General features: G+C 34.3%; 17 protein-coding genes. 10 read left to right on the top strand and 7 right to left on the bottom strand.

Annotated elements, in window-relative coordinates; all coding sequences use genetic code 11:
* Positions 1–374: 374 nt before the first annotated feature.
* Genes B0A66_RS21360 through B0A66_RS21340 form a run of 5 tightly spaced genes read left to right on the top strand, consistent with a single transcriptional unit; the run spans position 375 to position 7993 of the window.
* Positions 375–1001 carry a hypothetical protein gene (locus B0A66_RS21360; protein ID WP_089051875.1) on the top strand — a complete coding sequence of 209 codons (627 nt, stop codon included), beginning with the start codon at positions 375–377 and terminating at the stop codon, positions 999–1001.
* A gap of 11 nt (positions 1002–1012) precedes the next feature.
* Complete coding sequence (locus B0A66_RS21355) at positions 1013–4618, top strand: T9SS type B sorting domain-containing protein (protein ID WP_089051874.1); 3606 nt, start codon at positions 1013–1015, stop codon at positions 4616–4618.
* Between the two features lie 60 nt (positions 4619–4678).
* The gene (locus B0A66_RS21350) at positions 4679–5593 is read left to right on the top strand and encodes a PorP/SprF family type IX secretion system membrane protein (protein ID WP_089051873.1); all 915 of its coding nucleotides are present in this window, start codon (positions 4679–4681) and stop codon (positions 5591–5593) included.
* Between the two features lie 2 nt (positions 5594–5595).
* Positions 5596–7530, top strand: a complete 1935-nt coding sequence (locus tag B0A66_RS21345) for an OmpA family protein (RefSeq protein ID WP_089051872.1) — start codon at positions 5596–5598, stop codon at positions 7528–7530.
* 22 nt (positions 7531–7552) lie between these two features.
* Complete coding sequence (locus B0A66_RS21340) at positions 7553–7993, top strand: isochorismatase family protein (protein ID WP_089051871.1); 441 nt, start codon at positions 7553–7555, stop codon at positions 7991–7993.
* Positions 7994–8293: 300 nt separating this feature from the next.
* On the opposite strand, the gene B0A66_RS21335 is transcribed toward B0A66_RS21340, so the two are convergent.
* Positions 8294–9232: a DUF4421 family protein gene (locus tag B0A66_RS21335; protein ID WP_089051870.1), complete on the bottom strand. Its 939-nt coding sequence runs from the start codon at positions 9230–9232 to the stop codon at positions 8294–8296.
* A gap of 92 nt (positions 9233–9324) precedes the next feature.
* Entirely contained in the window at positions 9325–9870 is a 546-nt protein-coding gene (locus B0A66_RS21330) for an RNA polymerase sigma factor (protein WP_089051869.1), read from the bottom strand.
* 328 nt (positions 9871–10198) lie between these two features.
* Between B0A66_RS21330 and B0A66_RS21325 the strand changes: the two genes are divergently transcribed.
* The 4 genes from B0A66_RS21325 to B0A66_RS21310 all read left to right on the top strand — a co-directional run bounded on the left by B0A66_RS21325 (position 10199) and on the right by B0A66_RS21310 (position 14805).
* Positions 10199–10408 (top strand): hypothetical protein, encoded by a 210-nt coding sequence (locus B0A66_RS21325; RefSeq protein WP_089051868.1) that lies wholly within the window; start codon positions 10199–10201, stop codon positions 10406–10408.
* A 10-nt stretch (positions 10409–10418) separates the two neighbouring features.
* Positions 10419–11261, top strand: coding sequence for a FecR family protein (locus tag B0A66_RS21320; RefSeq protein ID WP_089051867.1), 843 nt, complete (start codon positions 10419–10421; stop codon positions 11259–11261).
* 78 nt (positions 11262–11339) lie between these two features.
* Positions 11340–13961: a TonB-dependent receptor gene (locus tag B0A66_RS21315; protein WP_089051866.1), complete on the top strand. Its 2622-nt coding sequence runs from the start codon at positions 11340–11342 to the stop codon at positions 13959–13961.
* Between the two features lie 4 nt (positions 13962–13965).
* Positions 13966–14805 carry a DUF4249 domain-containing protein gene (locus B0A66_RS21310; RefSeq protein ID WP_089051878.1) on the top strand — a complete coding sequence of 280 codons (840 nt, stop codon included), beginning with the start codon at positions 13966–13968 and terminating at the stop codon, positions 14803–14805.
* Positions 14806–14888: 83 nt separating this feature from the next.
* On the opposite strand, the gene B0A66_RS21305 is transcribed toward B0A66_RS21310, so the two are convergent.
* From B0A66_RS21305 to B0A66_RS21285, 5 genes are all read right to left on the bottom strand, one after another.
* A complete protein-coding gene (locus tag B0A66_RS21305; RefSeq protein ID WP_089051865.1) occupies positions 14889–16058 on the bottom strand; it encodes a hypothetical protein in 1170 nt (389 codons plus the stop codon).
* Positions 16059–16265: 207 nt separating this feature from the next.
* The gene (locus B0A66_RS21300; RefSeq protein WP_089051864.1) at positions 16266–17708 is read right to left on the bottom strand and encodes an FGGY-family carbohydrate kinase; all 1443 of its coding nucleotides are present in this window, start codon (positions 17706–17708) and stop codon (positions 16266–16268) included.
* 11 nt (positions 17709–17719) lie between these two features.
* Entirely contained in the window at positions 17720–18496 is a 777-nt protein-coding gene (locus B0A66_RS21295; protein WP_089051863.1) for an SDR family oxidoreductase, read from the bottom strand.
* 22 nt (positions 18497–18518) lie between these two features.
* Complete coding sequence (locus B0A66_RS21290) at positions 18519–19784, bottom strand: MFS transporter (RefSeq protein ID WP_089051862.1); 1266 nt, start codon at positions 19782–19784, stop codon at positions 18519–18521.
* A gap of 22 nt (positions 19785–19806) precedes the next feature.
* Entirely contained in the window at positions 19807–21282 is a 1476-nt protein-coding gene (locus B0A66_RS21285; RefSeq protein ID WP_089051861.1) for an FAD-binding oxidoreductase, read from the bottom strand.
* Between the two features lie 320 nt (positions 21283–21602).
* Here B0A66_RS21285 and B0A66_RS21280 point away from each other — a divergent pair, with 320 nt between their 5' ends.
* Complete coding sequence (locus tag B0A66_RS21280) at positions 21603–22346, top strand: MurR/RpiR family transcriptional regulator (protein ID WP_089051860.1); 744 nt, start codon at positions 21603–21605, stop codon at positions 22344–22346.
* The last annotated feature ends 15 nt before the right edge of the window (positions 22347–22361 follow it).

The following is a 22361-nucleotide window of genomic DNA, read 5'->3' as shown; positions in this document are numbered from 1 at the left end:
ATTAAATTTTAGATACAATACACTTAAAAAAACTTCCTTTTCCTATTCAATTTCCAATTAGTAATGCTCTCTTTTTTATATTAATTCAAATATAGAATTAATGTATGATTAATTATAGTTAATTCATTTAGCTGAAAAAGTAATTACAATATTAATTTGTTGTTTTTCAATGTTTTGTGGTTTTGTTATTCTTGAATATATTTTACATTTTACGTAATTGGTAAAGAATCTGATCAATTTTCCGCCTTTCAAATTAGTAGTTTTGGCATTCTAAATTTATAACCACGTATATATTTATGATCCTAAAACATCATTGCGAATTCATGTTTCTAAATGTCAAAAAACAACTTATCTGTTTTTTAGTTTTTTGCTTTATGATAAGTTTTAATGCTAAAGCTCAAAATGAATTTAACACTGAAACAGATCAATTTTATAAAGTAATTTCATTTGATGAAAAAGTTGATTTTGGAATAATTGATACTTCAGTAACTTGGATAATTACAAATCTTCAAAATAATATAAGTACAACTTTACACGGCAATGATATTAATAATTATCAATTCAAAGAGCCGGGTGAATACCAAATTAATTTTCAGGAAAACAAAATACATACTGAAGCATGCAACCACCCTTTGTTTGCAGAAAATCTTCGTATAAAAGTATTACCCGTTAAAATTTCTTTTGATTTTTCAAAAATCGAGTTTTCGGAGAAACTGCAAAAAGGAGTCAATTACACTAATTTACTAGTAAGCATTCCTGTAAAAATCACTATAAAAGAAAATTCAATTCAAAAAATAATAGCGCCTTCTCTGGCCGTTTCCGGTATTGGAGTGTCGTTAACTACGAAATCTGTTGAAAATGAAATCATCTTAAATAATCAAATTCACCTATTAAAATATAAAGTGTCTGGAATTATTGAAAAAGAAACCTTTCTCATGTTTGATTTTTATGACTTAAATAATCAGGCTCAAACGTATAATCTTTCTCAAATAATAAAATAACTATAGTACTCATGACAATAAACTACTCTTTCCTAAATAATGTATTAAATTCTAAGAGAGCATTTTACTTGTTTTTTATAATTTTTCTTTGCCAAATAGCCAATGCGCAATGTTCAAATCCGGTTGTAGGATGTTCACTTACTGATTTATCCAATTTTGGGGTAGGTGCAAACGATAATGCAGCAACTATCGAATACGATAATTTTGTTTCCAGTTATCATGCAACAATCGTAAGAACTTCAGACGGCTCTTTGCAAGTCTGGGGAGAAAAAATTGCAAGCGACGGAATTACAAACCTATTATCACCTGTAACAATCAATGCATCAAATTTTCCGGCTTTAACAACTGCAACTCCTTTAAAAGCAGCTTTGGGAAGTCTTTCCGGAAGTGTAGTTCAAGGGATTCTTCTCGCAACAGATGGTTTGTATGCCTGGTCTACGGAAGGTGCAGTTTTAGATGAGGAAATTACAGCAGGCACAACTTTTCAAAAGATAACAATTAACGGAAACGCAACCGGATTACCAGCAGGTGTAAATCCCGGTGATGTTAAAATGATGTTTGCGACCTATAAAACTTTAGCAATAACCACCTGTGAAGGAGATGTTTGGGTTATTTCACAAACACCGGAGGTAAGAGGAAACGGTGCAACAGGTAATGCGACTACATGGTACAGAGTTACAACTTCTGACATTGGAAATCCATTTTTAACGAATGTAGTAGCGTGTAGAGGAAATTATGACGGACTTATGGCTTTAAAGGCAGATGGTACTGTGCATGTTTGGGGAAGTAATGTACTATTAGGAGATAACACTCCTTTAATTGTCAGCCAAACCACAGCGGTGCAAATGACATTACCAACTGCTATTACACCAAAAATGATTAGTTCTTCAGGAAATAATTTACTACGATCTTACTATGTACTAACCACAGATGGTAATTTATATACATTGGGAGAAAATTCGAGCAGACAATTAGGAGACTGGACAGCAAATGACAGATTTTCATGGGTACAGCCTCGTTATACGAGTACAACAGGACCAGTTATGTATAACATAAAATGGTTTAGTGTACAGGAACATGATGCAACGTATGGTAGTGTAAATGTCATTAACAGTAATAAAAATTTATACGCATTCGGTCAAAATAATTTTAGTTTACTGGGAACTACCGGTAATTCTGCAAATCCCGTTATACCGGATGGTTTAACAATTTCAGATCAAATTTTAGCGGTTGAAACAGGCGGACACACTTCTATGATTGTAAAAAATTGCGAAGGTAATTTTGGTTACGCAGGTCATAGAATAGCAGGGAGTATGGGGAATGGTTCTGGTTCGAATGTAACGGAGAACGCTTATACTTTTGCGACAGCACCTGTACAAATTTGTGGAGTAGAATCGCTCCCAACTATAAAAGCTGTTTCAATAGGAGACGGGCCAGATTCAAAATATTGTGTTACTCGTCCAATTTTACTTAATCTTACGCCACCGGGGGGGACGTTAAGTGTGTTAAGTGGGCCAGCTACAGTAAGTGGAAATACTGTGAATTTTACGGCAGTGGGTACAGCTGAAATTCAATACTCAGTATCTGACGCTTGTGGCGGTGTGCCCACTTTAACAACGTTGACTTTAGAATCAGCAGATTGTGTAAATAATCCGCCAGTAGCGCATGATGCTACTGTAGGACCAATATCAGCAGCATCAGGAGCAATTGCAATTAATGCTTTGAATGCCACAGATACAGACGGAACAATTGTAAGTTATACTATTGTAACGCTTCCTTCTCAAGGAGTTTTAGCCTTAAACGGAACACCAGTAACTTTAAATCACGTACTTACTCCAGCAGAGGCAGCAGCTATTACCTATAATCCAAACGGAAATTTCGGAGGTGATGATACATTCACTTTTACAGCAACAGATAATGATGGAGCTGTTGATCTTACGCCTGCTGTGGTTACTATTACAATACAAAAAACAAACATCATTGCAATAGCAGATCAAAATACGGTTATAGGTCTTAATCAAACGGTGACAGTTCTAAATGTATTAGATAATGATACGTTAGACAATAATCCGGGAACACTTTCTAATGTTGATTTAGCATTGCTAACGCCAGATCCAACCGGATATTTAACATTAGATACCGACGGTGCAATACAATTAGCGCCTAATGCACCTGCAGGAACTTATAGTTTAAAATATGAAATATGTGAAAAAGCAAATCCAGCTAATTGTAGTAACGCAGAAGTTACTATTATAGTTACAGCCCCTGTTATGAAAGTAACCGTTAATAGTTATTGTTCTAATGACGCACCTTATGTTTCGTATACTGCTTTTTCAGATAATACTATACGAATCGGAGCGAAAGTGCTAACCATAAATTGGATTGACAGTGCTAATAATATTGTGGCTACTCAAACTAATATGCCTCTAAGTGGTAGTGTGTTATGGCCTGGAGCAGCAATTGATGGGAATAATAAAGCTACGGATTGGCCAGGATGGATATTTTCAAACGGACAATGGTCAGAAGGCATTGATGGATTTGAGTTAACAAGACCGGCTGTTACCATGCAATTTATTTTAGACCAAACAACATCTGTTACAGTTAATTATCCGCGTCCAACAGCCAATTGTAATGCAAAACCAAAATTTAATATCAACGCAGTCAATGAAAATGATTTGATTTTGGCAGATGGAATTAATGGATCAATCGCAATTGTAAATGTTTTACATAACGACCAATTAAACGGAATTCAGCCAAATGCTTCAAATGTTGTTGTAGCAGGAGTAAACCTTCCGGCAGGAATTACGCTTAATGGAGATGGTACAATAGATGTTGCACCGGGAACAAAAGGAGGTCCTTACACAGTGACATATCAAATATGCGAAGCAAATGATTTAACTAATTGCAGTACGGCAACACTTAATATTTTTGTTCAGGTTCCGGCACTTACACTTCTTAAAACAGTTCAATTCAATGATAGCAACGGAAATGGATATGCCGAGGTAGGAGAAACGCTTTCGTATCATTTTTCTATTACGAATAATGGAAATACAGATCTCGAAAACATCATAATAGAAGATCCATTACCAGGAATTGTTATGAGTGGAGGTCCTATCAATTTAGCAGTAGGTCAAACAGATGATTACTCGTTTACAGCTTCTTATACTTTAACTCAGACCGATCTTATTGCCGGAAATGTAAGCAATCAGGCTACAACGTCCGGAATAAGCAAAACCGGAATAATTGTTTTTGATAAATCAGATCCTGAAAACAGGAATACAGATAATCCAACTATAATAGAATTAAGTGGCTGTGTCATCGAAATTTTTAATGCGGTATCTGCAGATGGAGACGACATGAACAAACGATTTTATATCAAAAATTTGGAATGTTATCCGGATAACTCGGTACAGATTTTTAATCGCTGGGGAGTTTTAGTATTCGAAAGAGAACATTACAATAATAATGATATTGCTTTTAGAGGTATTTCAGAAGGTCGTGTCACCGTCAAAGATTCAAAAGGATTACCGGAAGGAACCTATTACTATATTCTGAGATACAAAGACAGACAATCTAACCCACATCAGGAAGCAGGATATTTATACCTGACCAAGTAATATTCTATACCAATTAAAAGGCTTAATGCAATCTTAAGTCATTATTTTAAAATAAAATAAATGAAAAATATAGTTTTAGTTTTATTGTTATTGTTTTGTTCCGTTGCAGGATTTGCGCAGCAGGATGCACAGTTTACACAATATATGCACAATACCATTAATGTAAATCCTGCTTATGCCGGCTCACGAGGCTTTATGAGCGTTTTCGGATTGTATCGTACTCAATGGGTTGGATTAGACGGAGCACCAGAAACAAGCAGTTTTTCCTTAAATACTCCAGTAAATAAAAATATAGGACTTGGTGTTTCGTTGGTTAATGATAAAATAGGTCCTGTAAACGAAAATAACCTGGCGGTAGATTTCTCTTATTCTATACAAACATCCGCAACGGCTAAACTTTCATTTGGTATTAAAGGAACAGCGAATTTATTCAAACTTGATCCTTCAAAACTAAAACCGGAAGATCAGGGAGATCCTAAATTTCAGGATTTAGGAAACAAATTTTCGCCTAATGTTGGAGCCGGAATTTATTGGCATACTGATAAAGCGTATGTTGGAGTTTCGATTCCTAATTTTATTCAGACCAATCGCTATAATGATAATGATGTTGCGATTTACAAAGACAGAATCAACTATTATTTAATTGCAGGATATGTTTTCAATCTGGATCGTTATGAGCTGGTAAAATTCAAACCAGCGCTGATGACAAAAATGGTAGAAGGTTCTCCATTACAAGTCGATGTTTCTGCGAATTTTATGTTTTATGAAAAATTTGTTGTGGGAGCTGCCTACAGACTGAGTTCTTCGGTAAGTGCTTTAGCCGGATTTCAAATTACAGATGGTTTATATATTGGTTACGCTTATGATCGCGAAACCACAAAACTGGCAAACTACAATTCAGGATCGCATGAAATATTTCTGCGTTTCGATTTCTTAAACAGATACACACGTATAACTTCACCAAGATTCTTCTAATTATGAAAATTAAAAATTTAAAATACAGTCTAGTTTTATCTTTTTCCTTTTTGTATTCACTTGCACAAAATATTGCAGGTAATAAAGCAGAAGAAAATTATAATAAGAATGCGTACATAGATGCTATTACCATTTATGAGAAGATAGCCGAAAGAGGTTATAAAGAAGAGAAAATGTTTCAGAGGATTGGAAACTCTTATTATTTTAATGCTGAATTGACAAAAGCAGTTAAATGGTACGATCAATTATTTTCTTTGAATACGCAACAGGAACCGGAATATTATTTTAGATATTCACAAGCTTTAAAATCTATTGGTGATTACGAAAAAGCCGATAAAATGCGCGTGATTTTTAATAAAATGGTTAAGGCGCGCAGCGAATCAAAAGAATCTGAGAATAATGCCAACTATTTAAATCAGATTAGAATGAATTCCGGAAGGTTTGAGGTTTCAGATGCTGGTATTAATTCTAACGAATCAGATTACGGAAGCACTATTTACAATAACAAATTGGTGTTTGCTTCTGCACGTGATACTGGAGTTACAATAAAGAGAATATTAAAATGGACTAATAAACCTTTTACAAATTTATATACCGCAGAAATAAAAGAAGATGGAAGTCTGGGAACTCCAGTGCGATTTGATAAAGAAATAAATTCCAAATTCAATGAGTCAACTCCCGTATTTACCAAAGATGGTAAAACCATGTATTTTACCAGAAATAATTTTTTAGACGGAAAAAGAGGAAGAAATGATAAAAGAATTACGCTGCTAAAAATATACAGAGCAACATGGGTAAAAAACGAATGGAGCAATATTATTGAAGTACCTTTTAATAGTGACCAGTACAGTGTGGCACATCCTTCACTAAGCCCTGATGACAAGAAACTTTACTTCGCTTCTGATATGCCTGGAGGATTAGGACAATCTGATTTGTACAGTGTAGTGATAAAAGAGGATGGAACATTTGAAAAACCCGAAAATCTAGGACCAACAATTAATACCGAAGGAAGAGAGACATTTCCGTTTTTTGCCGGTGATAATGAATTGTACTTCGCAAGTGACGGGCGTCCGGGACTTGGTGGTTTAGATGTATTTGTCGCAAAAGCCAAAGAAAGTGGTTTTGAGCCCGTACAAAATGTTGGAGAACCCGTGAATACGAAGTTTGATGATTTTGGTTATATAATAGACAGTGGCAGCAGACAAGGTTATTTCTCTTCAAATAAAGAAGACGGAATTGGTAATGATGACATTTATAAATTCACAGAAACGAGAAGATTAGTTTGTGAAAAAAAATTATCAGGATTGGTACTCGATTCTCAAACTAATGAAGTTTTAAAGAATTCAAAAGTGATTTTGTTTGATGATAAATTTGAGAAGCTGGCAGAAATAGTTTCGGCTGATGGTGCTTATAGTTTTGATTTAAAATGCTACAGCATGTATCATATCCGAGCTATAAAAGAAGATTATGAAACCAATGAAGTTGCAGTTTCTGTTCATCCTTTTGACGATAAATCAGAACGAGATATTAAACTCGACAAACAAATTCAGGCTATTACTATTGGAACAGATTTAGCAAAAATCTTAAACATTCCGATTGTTTATTTTGGTTTTGATCAATCGAATATCAAAAAAGAAGCAGCCTTCGAACTAGAAAAAGTATTAGCAGTTTTACAGCAATATCCTACTATGAAAATAGATGTTCGTTCGCACACAGACAGCAGACAAACAGAGAATTATAATATGAAGCTGTCTGAAAAAAGAGCAAAAGCAACCATTGATTGGTTTATTAAAAAAGGAATTGATCCAGCTAGAATTACCGGACGAGGATATGGCGAAAGTCGATTGATTAATAAATGCGCTGACAATGTAAAATGTACAGAAGAAGAACACAAGTTAAACAGAAGAAGTGAGTTTGTAATTCTTTCATTTCAATAATAAAAGAGTAAAATAATAGCAAATGAAAATTAGATATAGTAAAACAGCACTAGTGTTGCTAGCGATACAAAATGATTATTTCTATAAAGGAAAAATGGAACTTAAAGAATGTGATGAAGTAGCCGTAATTGCCAAGAAAACCTTAGCTATTTTTAGAAAAAAAAGAAAACACATTATTTATGTAAAGCATCTTGAAGTAAAGAAAAATGCGACTTGTTTTGTTCCTGGAACGGTTGGTGCTGAAATATATAGTGAAGTTGCACCGATAAAAGGAGAAAAAATAATTGTCAAAAATAACCCGAATAGTTTTGTTGAAACAGACTTATTCGAATATCTAGAACAGCACGGAATTAAATATCTGACAATTGTGGGAATGATGAGCAATATGCACGCCGATACCACTGTTAGAACTGCTAAAGATTTAGGGTTTAATGTAGAACTAATAGGTGTCGGTACTGCTTAGTAACAAAAAATGAATGGGGGTAGAGCTGTTCATTCCTGCTACTTATATCCGTCCTTAAATGAAAATTAATTAGGTTAAAAATCTTTCGAGACTACATCAGAAACACATGACTACAAGAGAAATTTGCATTCAAAAATCTTTTGACTGGTGTGAAGAAAGTACAGTAATTTAAAAAGAATAAAACTATTTAAAATTTTTGGATTGGGTTTGATTAGTGGGGGAGGCGGTCCAGAAATGGACCGCTTTTTTTGTATTAATAAGCTAAGCAAATTAGCTAATAAGCAGTAAAAGCAGTTTTGATTAAAACGAGGGAAGTTTTTTTAATATTTTCGATTTGCTGTCAAATCGCTTGATGTAAGTTAGGTGCAGACTTCCTGAGTTCACACTTATTTGACTGTCATCAGAATAAGAAACATAAACCCGGTTTATTAAAAAAGAAAAGTTAAGCGACCAATCATCAGCATTATATCCCGACGCAAGTTTAAAATGAAGCGTAGGATTTAGATCTATTTTACTATTAAGGTTTTCAAAGTTAAAACTAAGTCCGGGAGTTAAAGAACCCGTAACAAAATATTTTTTGCTAAAAATGTAGGTATAAGCATATCCGATGCTGGGACCAATCTGATACATCTTTTCGTGAAAACTTATGCCATCATCATAATTGACTTTAGTATAATAAGCTCCTCCACCTAACAAAAGACTTCCGGCAGATCGCAATTGTATTTCACTCTGATCAAATGCAGCACGATAGGAGAATTTATTTCCATTAAAAACATACTGACCAAAAACACCATATCGGGTAAATTTCATATCAGGGAATAAAGTGTAATTCTCTTTTCGATTCTCTAAAAAGAAGCCTTTATAATTTTGAAGAAATAAATCAAAAGTTACTTTTTTTCCGTAATGATGATATTGAAAGTCAAAAGATTTTGTTTTCCCTTTTTTCTTGTCGGTATAGTTAATAGCCTGACTTACATTAAATCCCATTCCCTGCCAGGAAAGTCCTCCTCCAATGGCAAACGGATTGTTGGCTCTATACTCCAGATTAAGATCAGCATTGTTTTCATGAGACAGAGAAGCCACTTTTTGAATCATCGAAATTCTGGCAGCAAACTCCTGATCAAATTTACCAATATAAGTAGTGTCAGTCTGAGCAATGATCGAATTTGCTCCACACAAAAGAAAAAGAATTACAAGCCATACATTTTTAGATACAGCTACAGTAATAATACGAGGCATATTGTTTTAGGTTTTTTTGGCAAACTTATATAAAAAGTTGTTGAGATTATGAGATTAGAATTTAAAATAACATTCAAGAAAGCTAACTAACTTTAATTATATAATTCTGTTACATTCTCAAGTTCAGTGATTTTTTTCCGGATAAATTTAGTAGCCAGATAAATATGATTTGCAATTGTTTTCTCAGACAGTTCTGTGATTTCAGCAATCTCTTTATAACTTAAATTTTCTAATTTATGTAAGGTGAAAATTTTCTGCTGCTGCTCCGGAAGCTGATTAATAAAAGCATACAGCTTTTCTTTTCTGTCTTCTGTTATATCTAAATCAGGTTCTTTTTCTTCTATGCGATCGAGAGTAGGATCAAGCTGAATTATTTTGTTTTCTCTGTTGAGGTGATTGATGATGATGTTTTTACAAATAGTAAACAATTGTTTGTCCAGTAAAATATCTTCATTAAGTAATTCTCTTTTATTGTAAAGTCTTAGAAAACTTTCCTGAACAAAATCTTCGGGTGTAAGGACAGAATCGTTAAATCGTTTGGTAAGATGTATAAGTTTATCATAGTACCTAAAGTAAACCTCTTTGAAGGCCGCTTCATTACCCTTTTTCAAACTTAAAATTAACTTTTTATTGTCCATAACGAAATATCACGACCAGTTTCTTACTAGTCTTAACTCATAGGTTTCAATATTATTGTAATCAAAAATTAACGATTGCGGTATTATGAGTTTTGTGCGTTGCAAAGAACCGCAATTTAATCTTAAGTTTTGACGCTAAAATCTAAAAAAGTTACATTAGTTACATTGTTTTTTTATTTCAGAAGCAGTTATTAGCTTAATTAGGATTGTAATTTTTTCAACTCAAAGTCTGTATTTACTGATGAAAATAAAAAAAAAGTAAAAAAAAGTAAAAATTGATTAGGAACTTTTTCAATCTCGATTGTTATATATAAAAAGAGTACACAAGATGAATATAGAAACCTACAAAACCAATGTAAAATCAAAGAAAGATGCTATTCTAATCGTAGCTCTTCTGCAATTTGTTATTTCTGATTGCATCATAGAATTTGAATTGAAGGGTCGTGAAAAAATGTTTCGAATAGAAACCAACAGAGACATAAAAGAAATGGTTCATGGTGTTTTTACCAAACAAGGATTTGAATGTCAAAAAATTTAGTACCTAAAACATGGACAAGAAAAAATTAGACGATGAGTTTGAAAAACTCTGGAACGAAGAACCGGTTTCATTATCAGATGAAATAAAAGAAGCTTCGTGGAAAAAATTTCAGGCACAGGCATTTGCTGGTAAGAAAAGAAAATTTAAACCCTGGCGTTACGCAGCAGCAGCTTCGGTTTTACTTTTTGTTCTAATGGGAATAGGACTTTATTTCAATGAAGAAATTCCGGCTCAAAAAGTTACACTTGCTTCTACCACAATTGAAAACACGACAGCAAAAACAAAATATATTGTTTTACCAGATAGTTCTGAAGTAGCCTTAAGCCCTGCTTCTAAAATTGTGTATGGAAATAATTTTGCATTAAACAGAAAAATTGAAATAACAGGAGAAGCTTATTTTAAAGTTACAAAAGATAAGGAGCATCCGTTTGAGGTTTTCTGTAATCAAACCATTACGACTGTTTTAGGAACTTCGTTTACCGTTCAGGGATATGATAAAAATGATGTTACAGTGTCGCTTTATGAAGGAAGTGTTCAGATGAGTGTGCAGGGACTAAGTCAAAAATGGTTATTAAAACCAGGACAAAAATTTGCATACAGTGACAATGTCGCTTCTGTAAACGAATTTAACCGATTTGTAGATTTTGATAATGAGAAAATAACTGCCCTTGGAGACTATATCGAAAAGAATTATGGGTACAGTGTACAATTTCCGAAAGAATATCAGAACCGAAAAATTACAGTAAGAATTAATAAAAAAGAAGAATTAGAAACGATATTAAAAGTAATATCAGAAATATATAACCTCGATTTTGAAAAAAATGAAGAACTAAAACAAATTACATTTCAATAAAAAGATTAAAAATACCCTTTTCATAGTAAGATTAACAACAAGTTAATTTATATAATAACACTTAAAAATACCTAATTCATGAAGCATATCATTTCAGCATGCTTTTTTTTATTCAGTTTAAGTATGTTCTCGCAAAACGTTACCATAACTGTTGATCAAAACCTAACTTTAAAAGAATTCTTTAAACAAGTAGAAAATCAAACCGATTTTAAATTTGCCTTTACAGATCAAATTGATACAAACGGAAAGTACTTCATAAAAAAAACAACTTTTCAGCAAGTAGAAATTGATAAACTTATTTCAGAGTTAAATAAAAATGCCTCTATCAAGTTTTCTGTTGCCGGCAATAATATTTATGTCAACCAGAAATCGCAAGCGCCAAAAACAACAACAAAAAAGAAAAGCAAACTTACAGGACAAATTCTGGACGATACCAAACAGCCTGCAATTGGTGCCAATATTTATGTTGAAGAATTAGAAGCCGGAGTCATAACAGATATTGATGGTAAATTTAGTATCGAAGTCCCAAACGGAACGTATACTGTTTCCGTAAGTTATATTGGATTTAAAACCAGTGAAAAGCGCGTTACAGTTGCTGAGGATTTAAAAATAAATTTTAATCTTGAGGCTGATAGTCAGCAATTAGGAGAAGTAATTGTTACGGGAACTAAAGCAATCGATATCAAAAACACTCAAATGAGTGTAAACAAACTTTCGATGCAGGAAATAAAACGAATTCCTGCTGCAATGGGAGAACCGGATCCTTTAAAATCGATACTGACATTACCGGGAGTTACCAATGCGGGTGAAGCTTCTTCAGGATTTAACGTACGTGGGGGAGCTGCAGATCAAAATCTAATACTTTTAGATGGAGCTCCTGTATATGGTGATTCACACATGTTCGGATTTTTCTCTGTCTTTAATGCCGATGCTATTAGCGGATTAGAATTGTACAAAGGAGGTATTCCTTCTAAATTTGGAGGACGTGTTTCTTCTGTTTTAGATGTTACGCAACAGATAGGTGATTTTCAAGAGTATAAAGTAAACGGAGGAATTGGTCTGATCTCGAGCCGACTTTTGGTTCAGGGGCCTTTGCAAAAAGACAAAGGATCATTTCTTATTGCAGGTAGAACCTCCTATGCTCACTTATTTATGAAACTGCAAGACAATAAAAACTCTGCAATGTTTTATGATCTTAATGCCAAATTAAACTATCGTTTTAACGCCAATAACACCCTTAGTTTCTCTGGATATTTAGGAAGCGATATCTTTGATATCAACGATCGTTTCACCAGTTCTTATGGAAACACAATGGGAATTTTAAGCTGGAAACATACGTTTTCAGATCGTTTAAATACCAATCTTTCTGCTTTTTACAGTGATTACAAATTTGATTTGGGATTGCCTACAGAGAGCTTCGAATGGAACAGCAATATTAAAAGTTACGGACTTAAATACAACTGGAATCTACAACAATCAGAAAAATTCAAGATTAATTATGGTGTTGAAGGTCAAATGTATGACTTCAATCCTGGTGTAGTACGTCCTACGAGTTCTGATTCACAGTTTAATTACAATCAGTTAGATAAAAAACATTCTTTAGAAGCTTCTGCTTTTGTTGATTTTGAAAATCAAATTACTGAAAAATTGAACTTTCGTTATGGACTTCGCTACAGTATGTTTTTCCGTTTAGGTTCAGAAGTAATCAGCACGTACGAAAACGATCAGTCAGTAGTATACAATCCGCTTTATAATATTTATGAAGAAGGAATTCCAACAGGTAGTATTTCTTACGGAAAAGGGAAAACGATTAGCAAGTTCGACAACTTAGAACCAAGAGCTGCTTTGTCTTATGCTTTTACAGAAAACACTTCGGTTAAAGCAAGTTACAACAGAATGGCACAGTACATTCATATTTTATCCAACAGTCAGTCGCCATTGCCTATGAGTATCTGGACACCAAGCGGTCCGTTTACCAAGCCTCAGCTTTTGGATCAATATGCTATAGGATATTTTAAAAACTTAAAAGACGGAGACTATTCTTTTGAAACAGAGTTGTTTTATAAAAACGTCCAAAATCGTATTGATTACATAGACGGAGCAGACATTCTGGCGAACAATAATATCGAGCAGGTAATACTAAACGGTAAAGCCCGATCTTATGGTTTAGAAATGCTGGTTCGTAAAAACAAAGGTAATTTTAACGGATGGATTTCGTATACTTTATCAAGAGCGGAGCAAAAAACACCAGGAAGAACACCGGAAGAACCAGGAGTTGCTAATGGTAACTGGTATTTATCAGGATATGACAAACTACATAATTTAAACGTTGTTGGGAATTATGAATTGAGTCCAAAATGGTCTTTCAACGGAAACTTTACATTAAGATCGGGTCAGCCCGTAACGTATGCCAATGGTTATTATGAATTTGGAGGTATCAATGTACCAAATTATGCATTGCGAAATGAGAACAGACTTCCTGTTTTTCACCATTTGGATATTGCAGCAACCTACACACCTAAGCCAGATAAAAAGAAAGGATGGCAAAGCTACTGGGTATTTAGCATTTACAATATCTATAACAGAAAAAATGCAGCTTCTATTACTTTCACAACGAACGATGATACCGGATTTAATGAAACCAGAAGACTTTCGATCTTTGGAGTTGTACCTGGAGTTTCTTATAATTTTAAATTTTAATGCAATGAATTGGTTAAAAAAATATAATGTAGTAAACAAAGCAGTATCACTAATGAGTGTCCTTTTTGTTTTGGTCTTTACTTCTTGTGAAGATGTGGTAACGGTAGATTTAGACGCACCTGACAATAAAATAGTTGTAGATGCAGAAATAGTATGGAAAAAAGGAACTTCCGGAAACGAGCAGGTGATTAAAATAAGTAAAATTGCACCTTATTATAATACTTCTACAACAAAAGTATCAGGAGCGGCAGTACGAGTTGAAAATAGCAACGGAGATGTTTTTACTTTTAGTGAAGTGGATGCGGGATCGTATGTATGTACCAATTTTGTGCCTGAACTAGGCATGGATTATAAATTGTTTGTTGAAGCAGAAGGACAAAGTTTTACAGCGACCGAAAGACTTACTTCTGTAACACCAGTTGATAGAATTGAGCAAAATCTTGTACCGGACTTTGGAGGAGAAGATGTAATAGAGCTGACGTATTACTTTCAAGATCCTGCCAATGAAGAAAATTTCTATCTGGCAGATTATCAAAGTGATTTTCTCTTATTTCCCGAATATGATCTAACAGATGACTTTTTTTATAACGGTAATGAGATAAACAGAAAATTTTCGCATGAAGATATGAAGGCGGGGAGTATCGTAAAGATTACGCATCGCGGTATCTCAAAGAATTTTTATAATTATATGAAATTGATTTTAGAAGCATCAAGTGCAAATCCTTTTTCTGTTCCGCCCGGAAACATTAGAGGAAATATTATAAATGTAAATGAAGCCGGTAATTTTGCCTTAGGGTATTTTAGGCTTTGTGAGGCAGAAGGAATAACTTATGATGTAAAATAGGTTAATTTAAGTTGATTTGATTTAAATCCGGCTAGGTGTTTTTCTAGCCGGATTTTTTTTAAGCAGTAAGATGAGAGAACAGCTTAAAAGTAATATCCAATATTGCACTGAAGGCGTGCATGCCATTTGTTGTCATAGTCGTTGTATAAGCTGGCTTGTGCATCACCTAAAAACGGGTGATTTTGCCCCGCAACATATTCTACATGAGTGTAAATCTGGTTTAGGACTTTTATGAGGATTCCATTGGTAACCATTTGAGATCCTTTTAAACCGAATTTCTTATCTACATAACCATATTCACTATAGTAGGCTATTTCATTGATTGATTTGTTTTTAAAAGGAAAACTATATTTGGCAGATACAGCATAAACATTTGCTTTCGAAGCAACTTTATACGTATAATTAAAAGCACCCATATCTACATACTGCGTGTTTCCTCCTTTAGCATTAAATTCATAGGTATAAGCTTCCGCTTTAATTCCAAGGTTTTTATAGTCCATGTTATAATGCACAGCTAATGCATTTCGATTTCCCATTTTATTTTCTGCAAAATTATAGAGCTGTCCAATTTTTCCGGATGCTCCAATTTTATGCAAAGCGCCATCTGTTTTGATTTTATAGACAAGCTGTCCTGAAATTTGATTAATCTCCTTATTATCACCGACAACACTTGCAGACCATTGATTGTCTCTTAAATCAGGATCATTGGTAAAGGTTTCCATTGCATTTTTCATAAACGCTGCCTGCCATTCCCAGGAATTTCCTTTATGATGATATTTAGCCCCCATACTGTATTTGCCTTCAAAACCAAGACCATATCCAATCCCTAAAAACCAGCTGTAAGAGTTATAATCCAGATTTCCAAAAGGATCCTGTATTAAACCTATCTGAAAGTCATCTCCGTTTTGAAAATCATAACCTACCCAGCCTTCTTTCAGCATTGTACCTCCTGCAGAAGCAGGCATGAATCTCATATCTGCACTTACTTTAAAGTTTTTGTTAGAAGCATTTACAACCAGACCAAAAAGATCAAATCCAAATTCGCCACCTTCTTTTTTTCTGGTTTCATTATAAAATTCATCTTTATAATGTACCCTTACAGCTCCATTTATGGTAAGTTTAGGCTTTTCAGAGTCTACTTTTAAGGTATCTGCTGAGGTGTTCGCCATGAGATTGATATTGGCTTGAGAATGCATGAAATTGCTTGTAGAAAAAGCAATTAGTAAAAGAAGTAATTTATAATGTTGCTGCATAACTGTTTTTATTAATTAAACTATAAATTTTCGCTAATCTCAGTTGTAACTAAAGCATCAGATAGTTGGGCGTATAAAATGCAGGCATGAGGTTCGTAATTGAACTCATGCCGTACATTTTACTTTAAATGATTATGTTTAATTAAAAAGAAATAGCCTATTTTAAGGTAGAATAGGTATTTGTTATGTTAAAATGGCGCTTAAGAATTATTCTTTATCAGAATTTAAACTTTCCATTTCTCTTAAAGTGTTTTCCAGTAATTGCGGTAATTTATGATAAACACCATCATTGATGTGCTGATACTTTTTGTGCGTTTCAGCATTAGGATGAAATTCATCTTTTTCTCTTACCATTTCTTTTACTGCGGTTTCAAAATCAGGATAACAGTCTGTTGCTACGGCGGCACAAATCGCAGCACCTAAAGCAGCAGAACCACTCATTTCGTTACGAACAACCGTTTTTCCGCTGATATCAGCAAAGATTTGCATAAACAAATCACTGCTCGCACCACCACCGGATATAATGATCTTTTCAGGACTATGTCCTAAAGTTTCGTTCATTGCTTTATAGTGATTGTGCAGCGTAAGCGCAATTCCTTCCAAAATAGCTCTGTAGATATGTCCACGGCCTTGCTGACCGTTAAAACCAATCATTACACCTTTTCGGTACGATTGATAAGCCGGAGCAAGCCAATCAGGAACAATCATTAAACCATCTGAACCGGCAGGCGTTTTCAAAGCTTCTTCTTCCAGAATTTGCTCAGGGCAAAGACCTTTTTCTTTCGCTTTACTGCTCAATTCTTCACCAATAAGCTCTTTGAACCATGAAATCAGCCACATTCCTCTTCGTACTCCACCACTTTCAAATAAATAGCGATTAGGAATACAGGATAAGTTGGTGAAATAATTGTCATGAGGCGGTTTATTGCCATTTCCAACAACCATAGAGGTAATGTAAGTTCCTAAAGAAAATAATCCTCTTGTGGAGTCGATCAATCCGGCTCCTAAAGCTTCAACTGCTTTATCGTTTGCTGTTGCCACAACAGGTAATCCCTCGGGAAGACCTGTTTTTGCAGCAGCAGATTTCGTAACAGTTCCCAGAACAGTTCCGGGCATCTGTAATTGAAGTAATTTTTCTTTAGGAATTTTAAAGCTATCCATAACTTCTTTGTCTTTCGACCAATCCCATGTTTCCATGTCTACAGGAAATTGCCATTGAAAAGCATTTGCAGCAGTATCTTTTAGCTCTCCTGTAAGACGATGTGTAATATATCCTGTTGTAGGGCAGGTGTAAGCTACTTCTTCTGAATCTTCAAAAGTTTCATAAGCTCTTACATCCATCCAGCTCATAACTGGTGCCGCTAAGTCCCCATTCTTTTTCATGAATACCCTGCAACAACGAATTGTGCAAAGACCGACTCCTTTTATTAGAGTTAAATCTCCTTTGAAACCTTTCATTAAGCGATTCAAAGCGATCTGTATGCTATCCCATAAATCATCGTCCGGGTGTTCTACATAACCGGCCTGTCTAAACATCATTGGTTTAAGAGGCTCGATTTCAGAATGTATGATTTCACCTTTCGCATTGATTATATATACTTTCGTACTTTGAGAACCATTATCGATAGAAATAAAATAGTGTTCTTTCATAACAGTTTAGTTTATCTTGTTAAGAAACCACCATCTACAGAAAGAATGTGCCCGTTTACGAATTGTGAAGCTCTACTTGCTAAAAACACAGTAGTTCCCATTAGATCGTGAACATCTCCCCAACGACCTTCCGGAGTATGATCTACAATCCATTTGTTGCGTTCCGGGTTTTCGATAGATGCCTGAGCCACTTTTGTTTTAAAATAACCAGGAGCAATTCCGTTTACCTGAATATCGAATTGTGCTAATTCGTCACAATATGCTTTAGTTAAACCTGCTATTCCGTGTTTAGTAGCAGCATAAGCCGGTGACCATTGACCTCCCATGAAAGAAAATAACGAGCAAATATTAATAATTTTTCCGCTTTTTTGTGGAATCATAAATTTTGCTGCTTCTGCAGTCATTTCAAAAGCCGCAGTCAGGTTAATGCTAACCATAGGATCCCATTGTTTTCTGCCAAAATTAAGAACGTCAGCAATCAAACAAATTCCTGCACAGTTGATTAGGATGTCTACAGAGCCTAATTTAGCAACACATTCTTCTACGATTTTTTTTGGAACACCATCTTTGGTAATATCTGCTTCCATATAAACAGCTTTCACACCTTCATTTTCGATCAATTGATTGAATTCACTGTCATCAGGCATAATACTTGGCATAAAAATATTAGCGCCTCCTTTTGCTAAAGCCAAAGAAAAAGCTTGTCCTAGTCCTGTATTTCCACCTGTTATAATTGCATTTTTCCCTTTAAGAGAAAAATATCCCATGTTAAAGTCTGTAATATTCATCTTGTATATTTTTTAAATTATTTTATACTATTTTTTTTCTGCTTTGATATTTAAAAATGGCCACAAAGCAAACGGCAGCTAATCCAACAAATGCACTCGTTAAGAAGTAAACATTATATCCTGCTTCCGGACCAGCTTGTTTAAAAACCATAGTGCTGAAGTAAGGGATAATGATATCCGGTAAGTATCCTAAAAGGGAAATAAAACCTACCGCAGTTCCCATTATTTTATTATCTATTCTGCTATCTCCAAGTAATGACCAGTACGTACCACGAATGGCATAAACAAATGTTCCGCCTAGTATTATTAAAGCGTAATACAGATAAAAGCTGGTTGCTGTTGCTGGTAATAAAGCTATACCCACGAGAGTAAGAGCTGCACCGCATAAAGAAAAAATTAACGTTTGACTCTTTCCAACTTTGTCTGCAAAATAACCACCTAAGATTCCGCCTATTGGTCTCATCCAGAGTACGATTACCATGATTGTGCTAACAGTTACGGGACTGATTTTAAGGTTTTTTTCCATAAAACCGCCATAATAATAAACCACCCAGGTTACAGCATAAGAGCAAAAGATAATCGCTCCCATTAAGTAAACAAATTTGTTTTTTATGACAGCATTAACGTCTTTAAAATCAAAGCCTTTAGGTTCTTCCGGAGCCTCTTTTATTTCCAAAACTTCTTTGTTGCCGGATTTGGTATCATTTTCAACAAATACAGCAATCAGAATTCCTGTAATAAGCAATACAGCAGAATACATGTAAATCACATATTGAAGTGCTTCTCTCTTGTTTGACAGTGTGTTTTCTTTGTCTAAAATAGAAGAAAAGATAAGCAACGCCACACTGGCTAAAATTGCTTCAATAATACCTCTTCCTCCGTCAAGAAACCCAAAGAAACGTCCTTCTTCTTCCGGAGTAGACAATAACTTAACGAGTTTCATGTGAGCGCCCCAGAAAGTAAAAACGGCAAACACTCCCCATAAACTAAATATACCGATAACAGAGGTATAACTTGGAATCTGAGCGAACCAAAATCCTCCAACTGCCGTTCCTAATAAGGAGAGAACAAGCAAATATTTTGCAGAAAATTTATCACTTAAGACACCACTTGGAAAATAGCCCAGTATAAATATAAAGCCCAATACGGTATAGATAATATTCAATTCATCAAGACCAATATTAAAAACAGCTAAAATAGTTTCCTGATAATTGGTTCTTAAATAAATCAAAGGATAAATTGCTCCCGCAGCCAATACTATGAGCAGGAATTGAATATATCGTTTCATACACTAGTTTTTATGGTTACTATTATTTTTGATATTTTTCACCTTCAACCTGAGGGAAGATGGTTCCGAAATTCATAATGCCTTTAGGATCAAAAACTTCTTTCAGTTTTTCAAGCATGTAATAAGCGCTTCCGTGCTCTTCCTTAGTCCATTCATTTCTATATTTACCAATTCCGTGGTGGTGACACATAGAACCGCCAAGTTTTAGTGTTTCTTCAACAATAATAGTTTGAATTGGATGATGGTAAAGACGCATTTCATCTTCCGGAGTACAATTGATGTTGTAGTTGTATACAAAGTACATATTGGTACCATTTGTATAACTGTGAGAGGAATGTCCTCCTAACATGGTAATATCTTTACTTCTTGGAAATTCGTTTCGAATTCTTTCGATTACGTTGTAATAAATTTTTGTAACGTTTTCCCAATCTGCAGATATTTCTGTTGTAAACCCGTCATGAGAATTACGGGTAACCATATCTTTAATTTCTTCTTCAATTCTCTCCTGAGTCCAGTTAAGATGATTGAACCAGCGTGCAATCAATGATGGATCAACTTTTTCGGTAACACCGTCTTTAAACTTTTCTACAGCATCTTCAATTCCAACACCGTTAGCGGCTACCATATTTTCATTTCCTTCTGCCATGAAAATTAAAACACATTGTCCTTTGTGGAAATTACCAAAATGCTGCGCCGCATCTTCTTCAGAATAGACTCTTGCTACAGAAGGTCTGTAACCATTAGTCATTACTTCTCTTAAAATTTTAACCCCAGTATCTACATCTTTAAGCAAATACCCAAAAAAGCGGTTATTTTGAGGGAAATATTTAAATAATTTTACGGTAACCTCAGTGATATAACACAAAGCCCCTTCATTACCAATAGCAATATGTCTAATGTCCGGTCCTCCGGCTCTTCTTGGTACATTTTTTATTTTAGAAATATGTCCGTCAGGGAAAACACACTCTAATCCAACAAGCATATCTTCGATTCCGCCATATAAAGTAGAAAATTGTCCGATGCTTCGTGTAGAAACCAATCCACCCATTTGAGCTACCGGTTTAGATTGAGGCGAGTGTCCTGTTGTTAAACCATGTTTTCTAACTTCATCTTCCAAATCTTGTAAAACAACACCTGATTGTGCCGTAACCTGAAGATTGTAAGGATCAATTTTTATGATTTTTTTCAGATTCTTTCCGTCAACAACTAAAGTTTGTTGTTTCCAGTTTTCTAAACCTCCTTCAGTGGCAGTTCTACCGCTTCTTGGAATAACATTAATTCCATTAGCGTTACAATACTTTAAAATTTCAGAAACCTGTTCTACTGATTCAGGATAAACTATCGCGATAGGAGCAGGAACATCTAAAACTTTTTTTGCTTTTGCATATTTTTTATACCTATCTGCGGATGCTTCATACAAATCATCAGAATTAATGTTGATTTGTTCTTGTTTTAGCATTTTTTGTAAATCACCTAAAATACATTCATTTTCTTTCATAATCTTCTTCTTTTATATAAATTTTCATTCAAATTGTTGAATTTTGATAAGCAAACATAAATAAAATCTTTTATCAGGGGAAATTATTTTCCATAAAATTACAATTATTTTGAATAAGTGGAAAATGTAAAACTGGATTATGTCTTAAAATGATATAAGTTCAACTTATTTTCGTTTTATTGGTTAAATTGTCTTAATAAAACGATGTAGTTTGTCAATAATTAATAATTTTTGATTTATTGAATGGAAAATAAAGTTTCTTTTTTGACCTAAATGAAGCTTTTTTGAAGTAATGAAAACAAATTGTAAAAAAAGAAAAGATGACAATTCAAGCGGAATTTGATACTTTTACCATACAATTAATAAGCCGTATGTACATTATCAATAAAGATCAGCTCAATCTCTTAGAGAAAAATATTTATTTTGCCTTACTGCAGGAAATAGCACAAAATGATGCATTATCTATTACAGAAGCTGCTAAAGTTTGTAATTGCTCCCCATCTAAGATTTCAAAATTTGTACAAAAACTTGGATTTAAAAGCTACAAAGAATATTTAGGATTTATTAATGGACAAGCTTTTAGTGTCGTTTCTGAGGAAAATGAACGCTTACAGCAATTTTTGGAGAATTTCAATCCGGATGTGGTGAGTCAATTTGCGAACTACCTGAGGAAATTTGAAAAGATTATTCTGTTTGGTTATGGTCCTTCATTTATTGTAGGGCAGTACTTTGAATATAAACTTAGGAGTCTGTTAGATGTTCCTATTTGGGCTGTCCCTCATGAAACATCAATTAACGATTTGATTGGTGAAAACAGTCTGGTTGTCATTTTTTCTGTTACAGGAAAATTTAAATCTTTTAGTGAGATCTATGAAAATATTATCGCTAAAAACAGTAAAGTGGCTTTTATCGTTGAAGAACCTTGTGCTGAGTTTTTAGAAAAATACAATTACACCATTACATTAAGCAGTTATTTACAAAATCCCGAGTTATTGCCCCATGAAAAGACTAGAACAACCTTTTTTACTTTCGTGGAAGCGGTGATAAAACACTTGGAGCGTTAGTTAGTTAGTTAGTTA

The sequence above is a fragment of the Flavobacterium hercynium genome (assembly GCF_002217285.1).
Classification (GTDB): Bacteria; Bacteroidota; Bacteroidia; order Flavobacteriales; family Flavobacteriaceae; genus Flavobacterium; species Flavobacterium hercynium.
The sequence above is the reverse complement of the archived record's forward strand: the minus strand, read 5'-3'. Positions and strand labels throughout refer to the sequence as shown.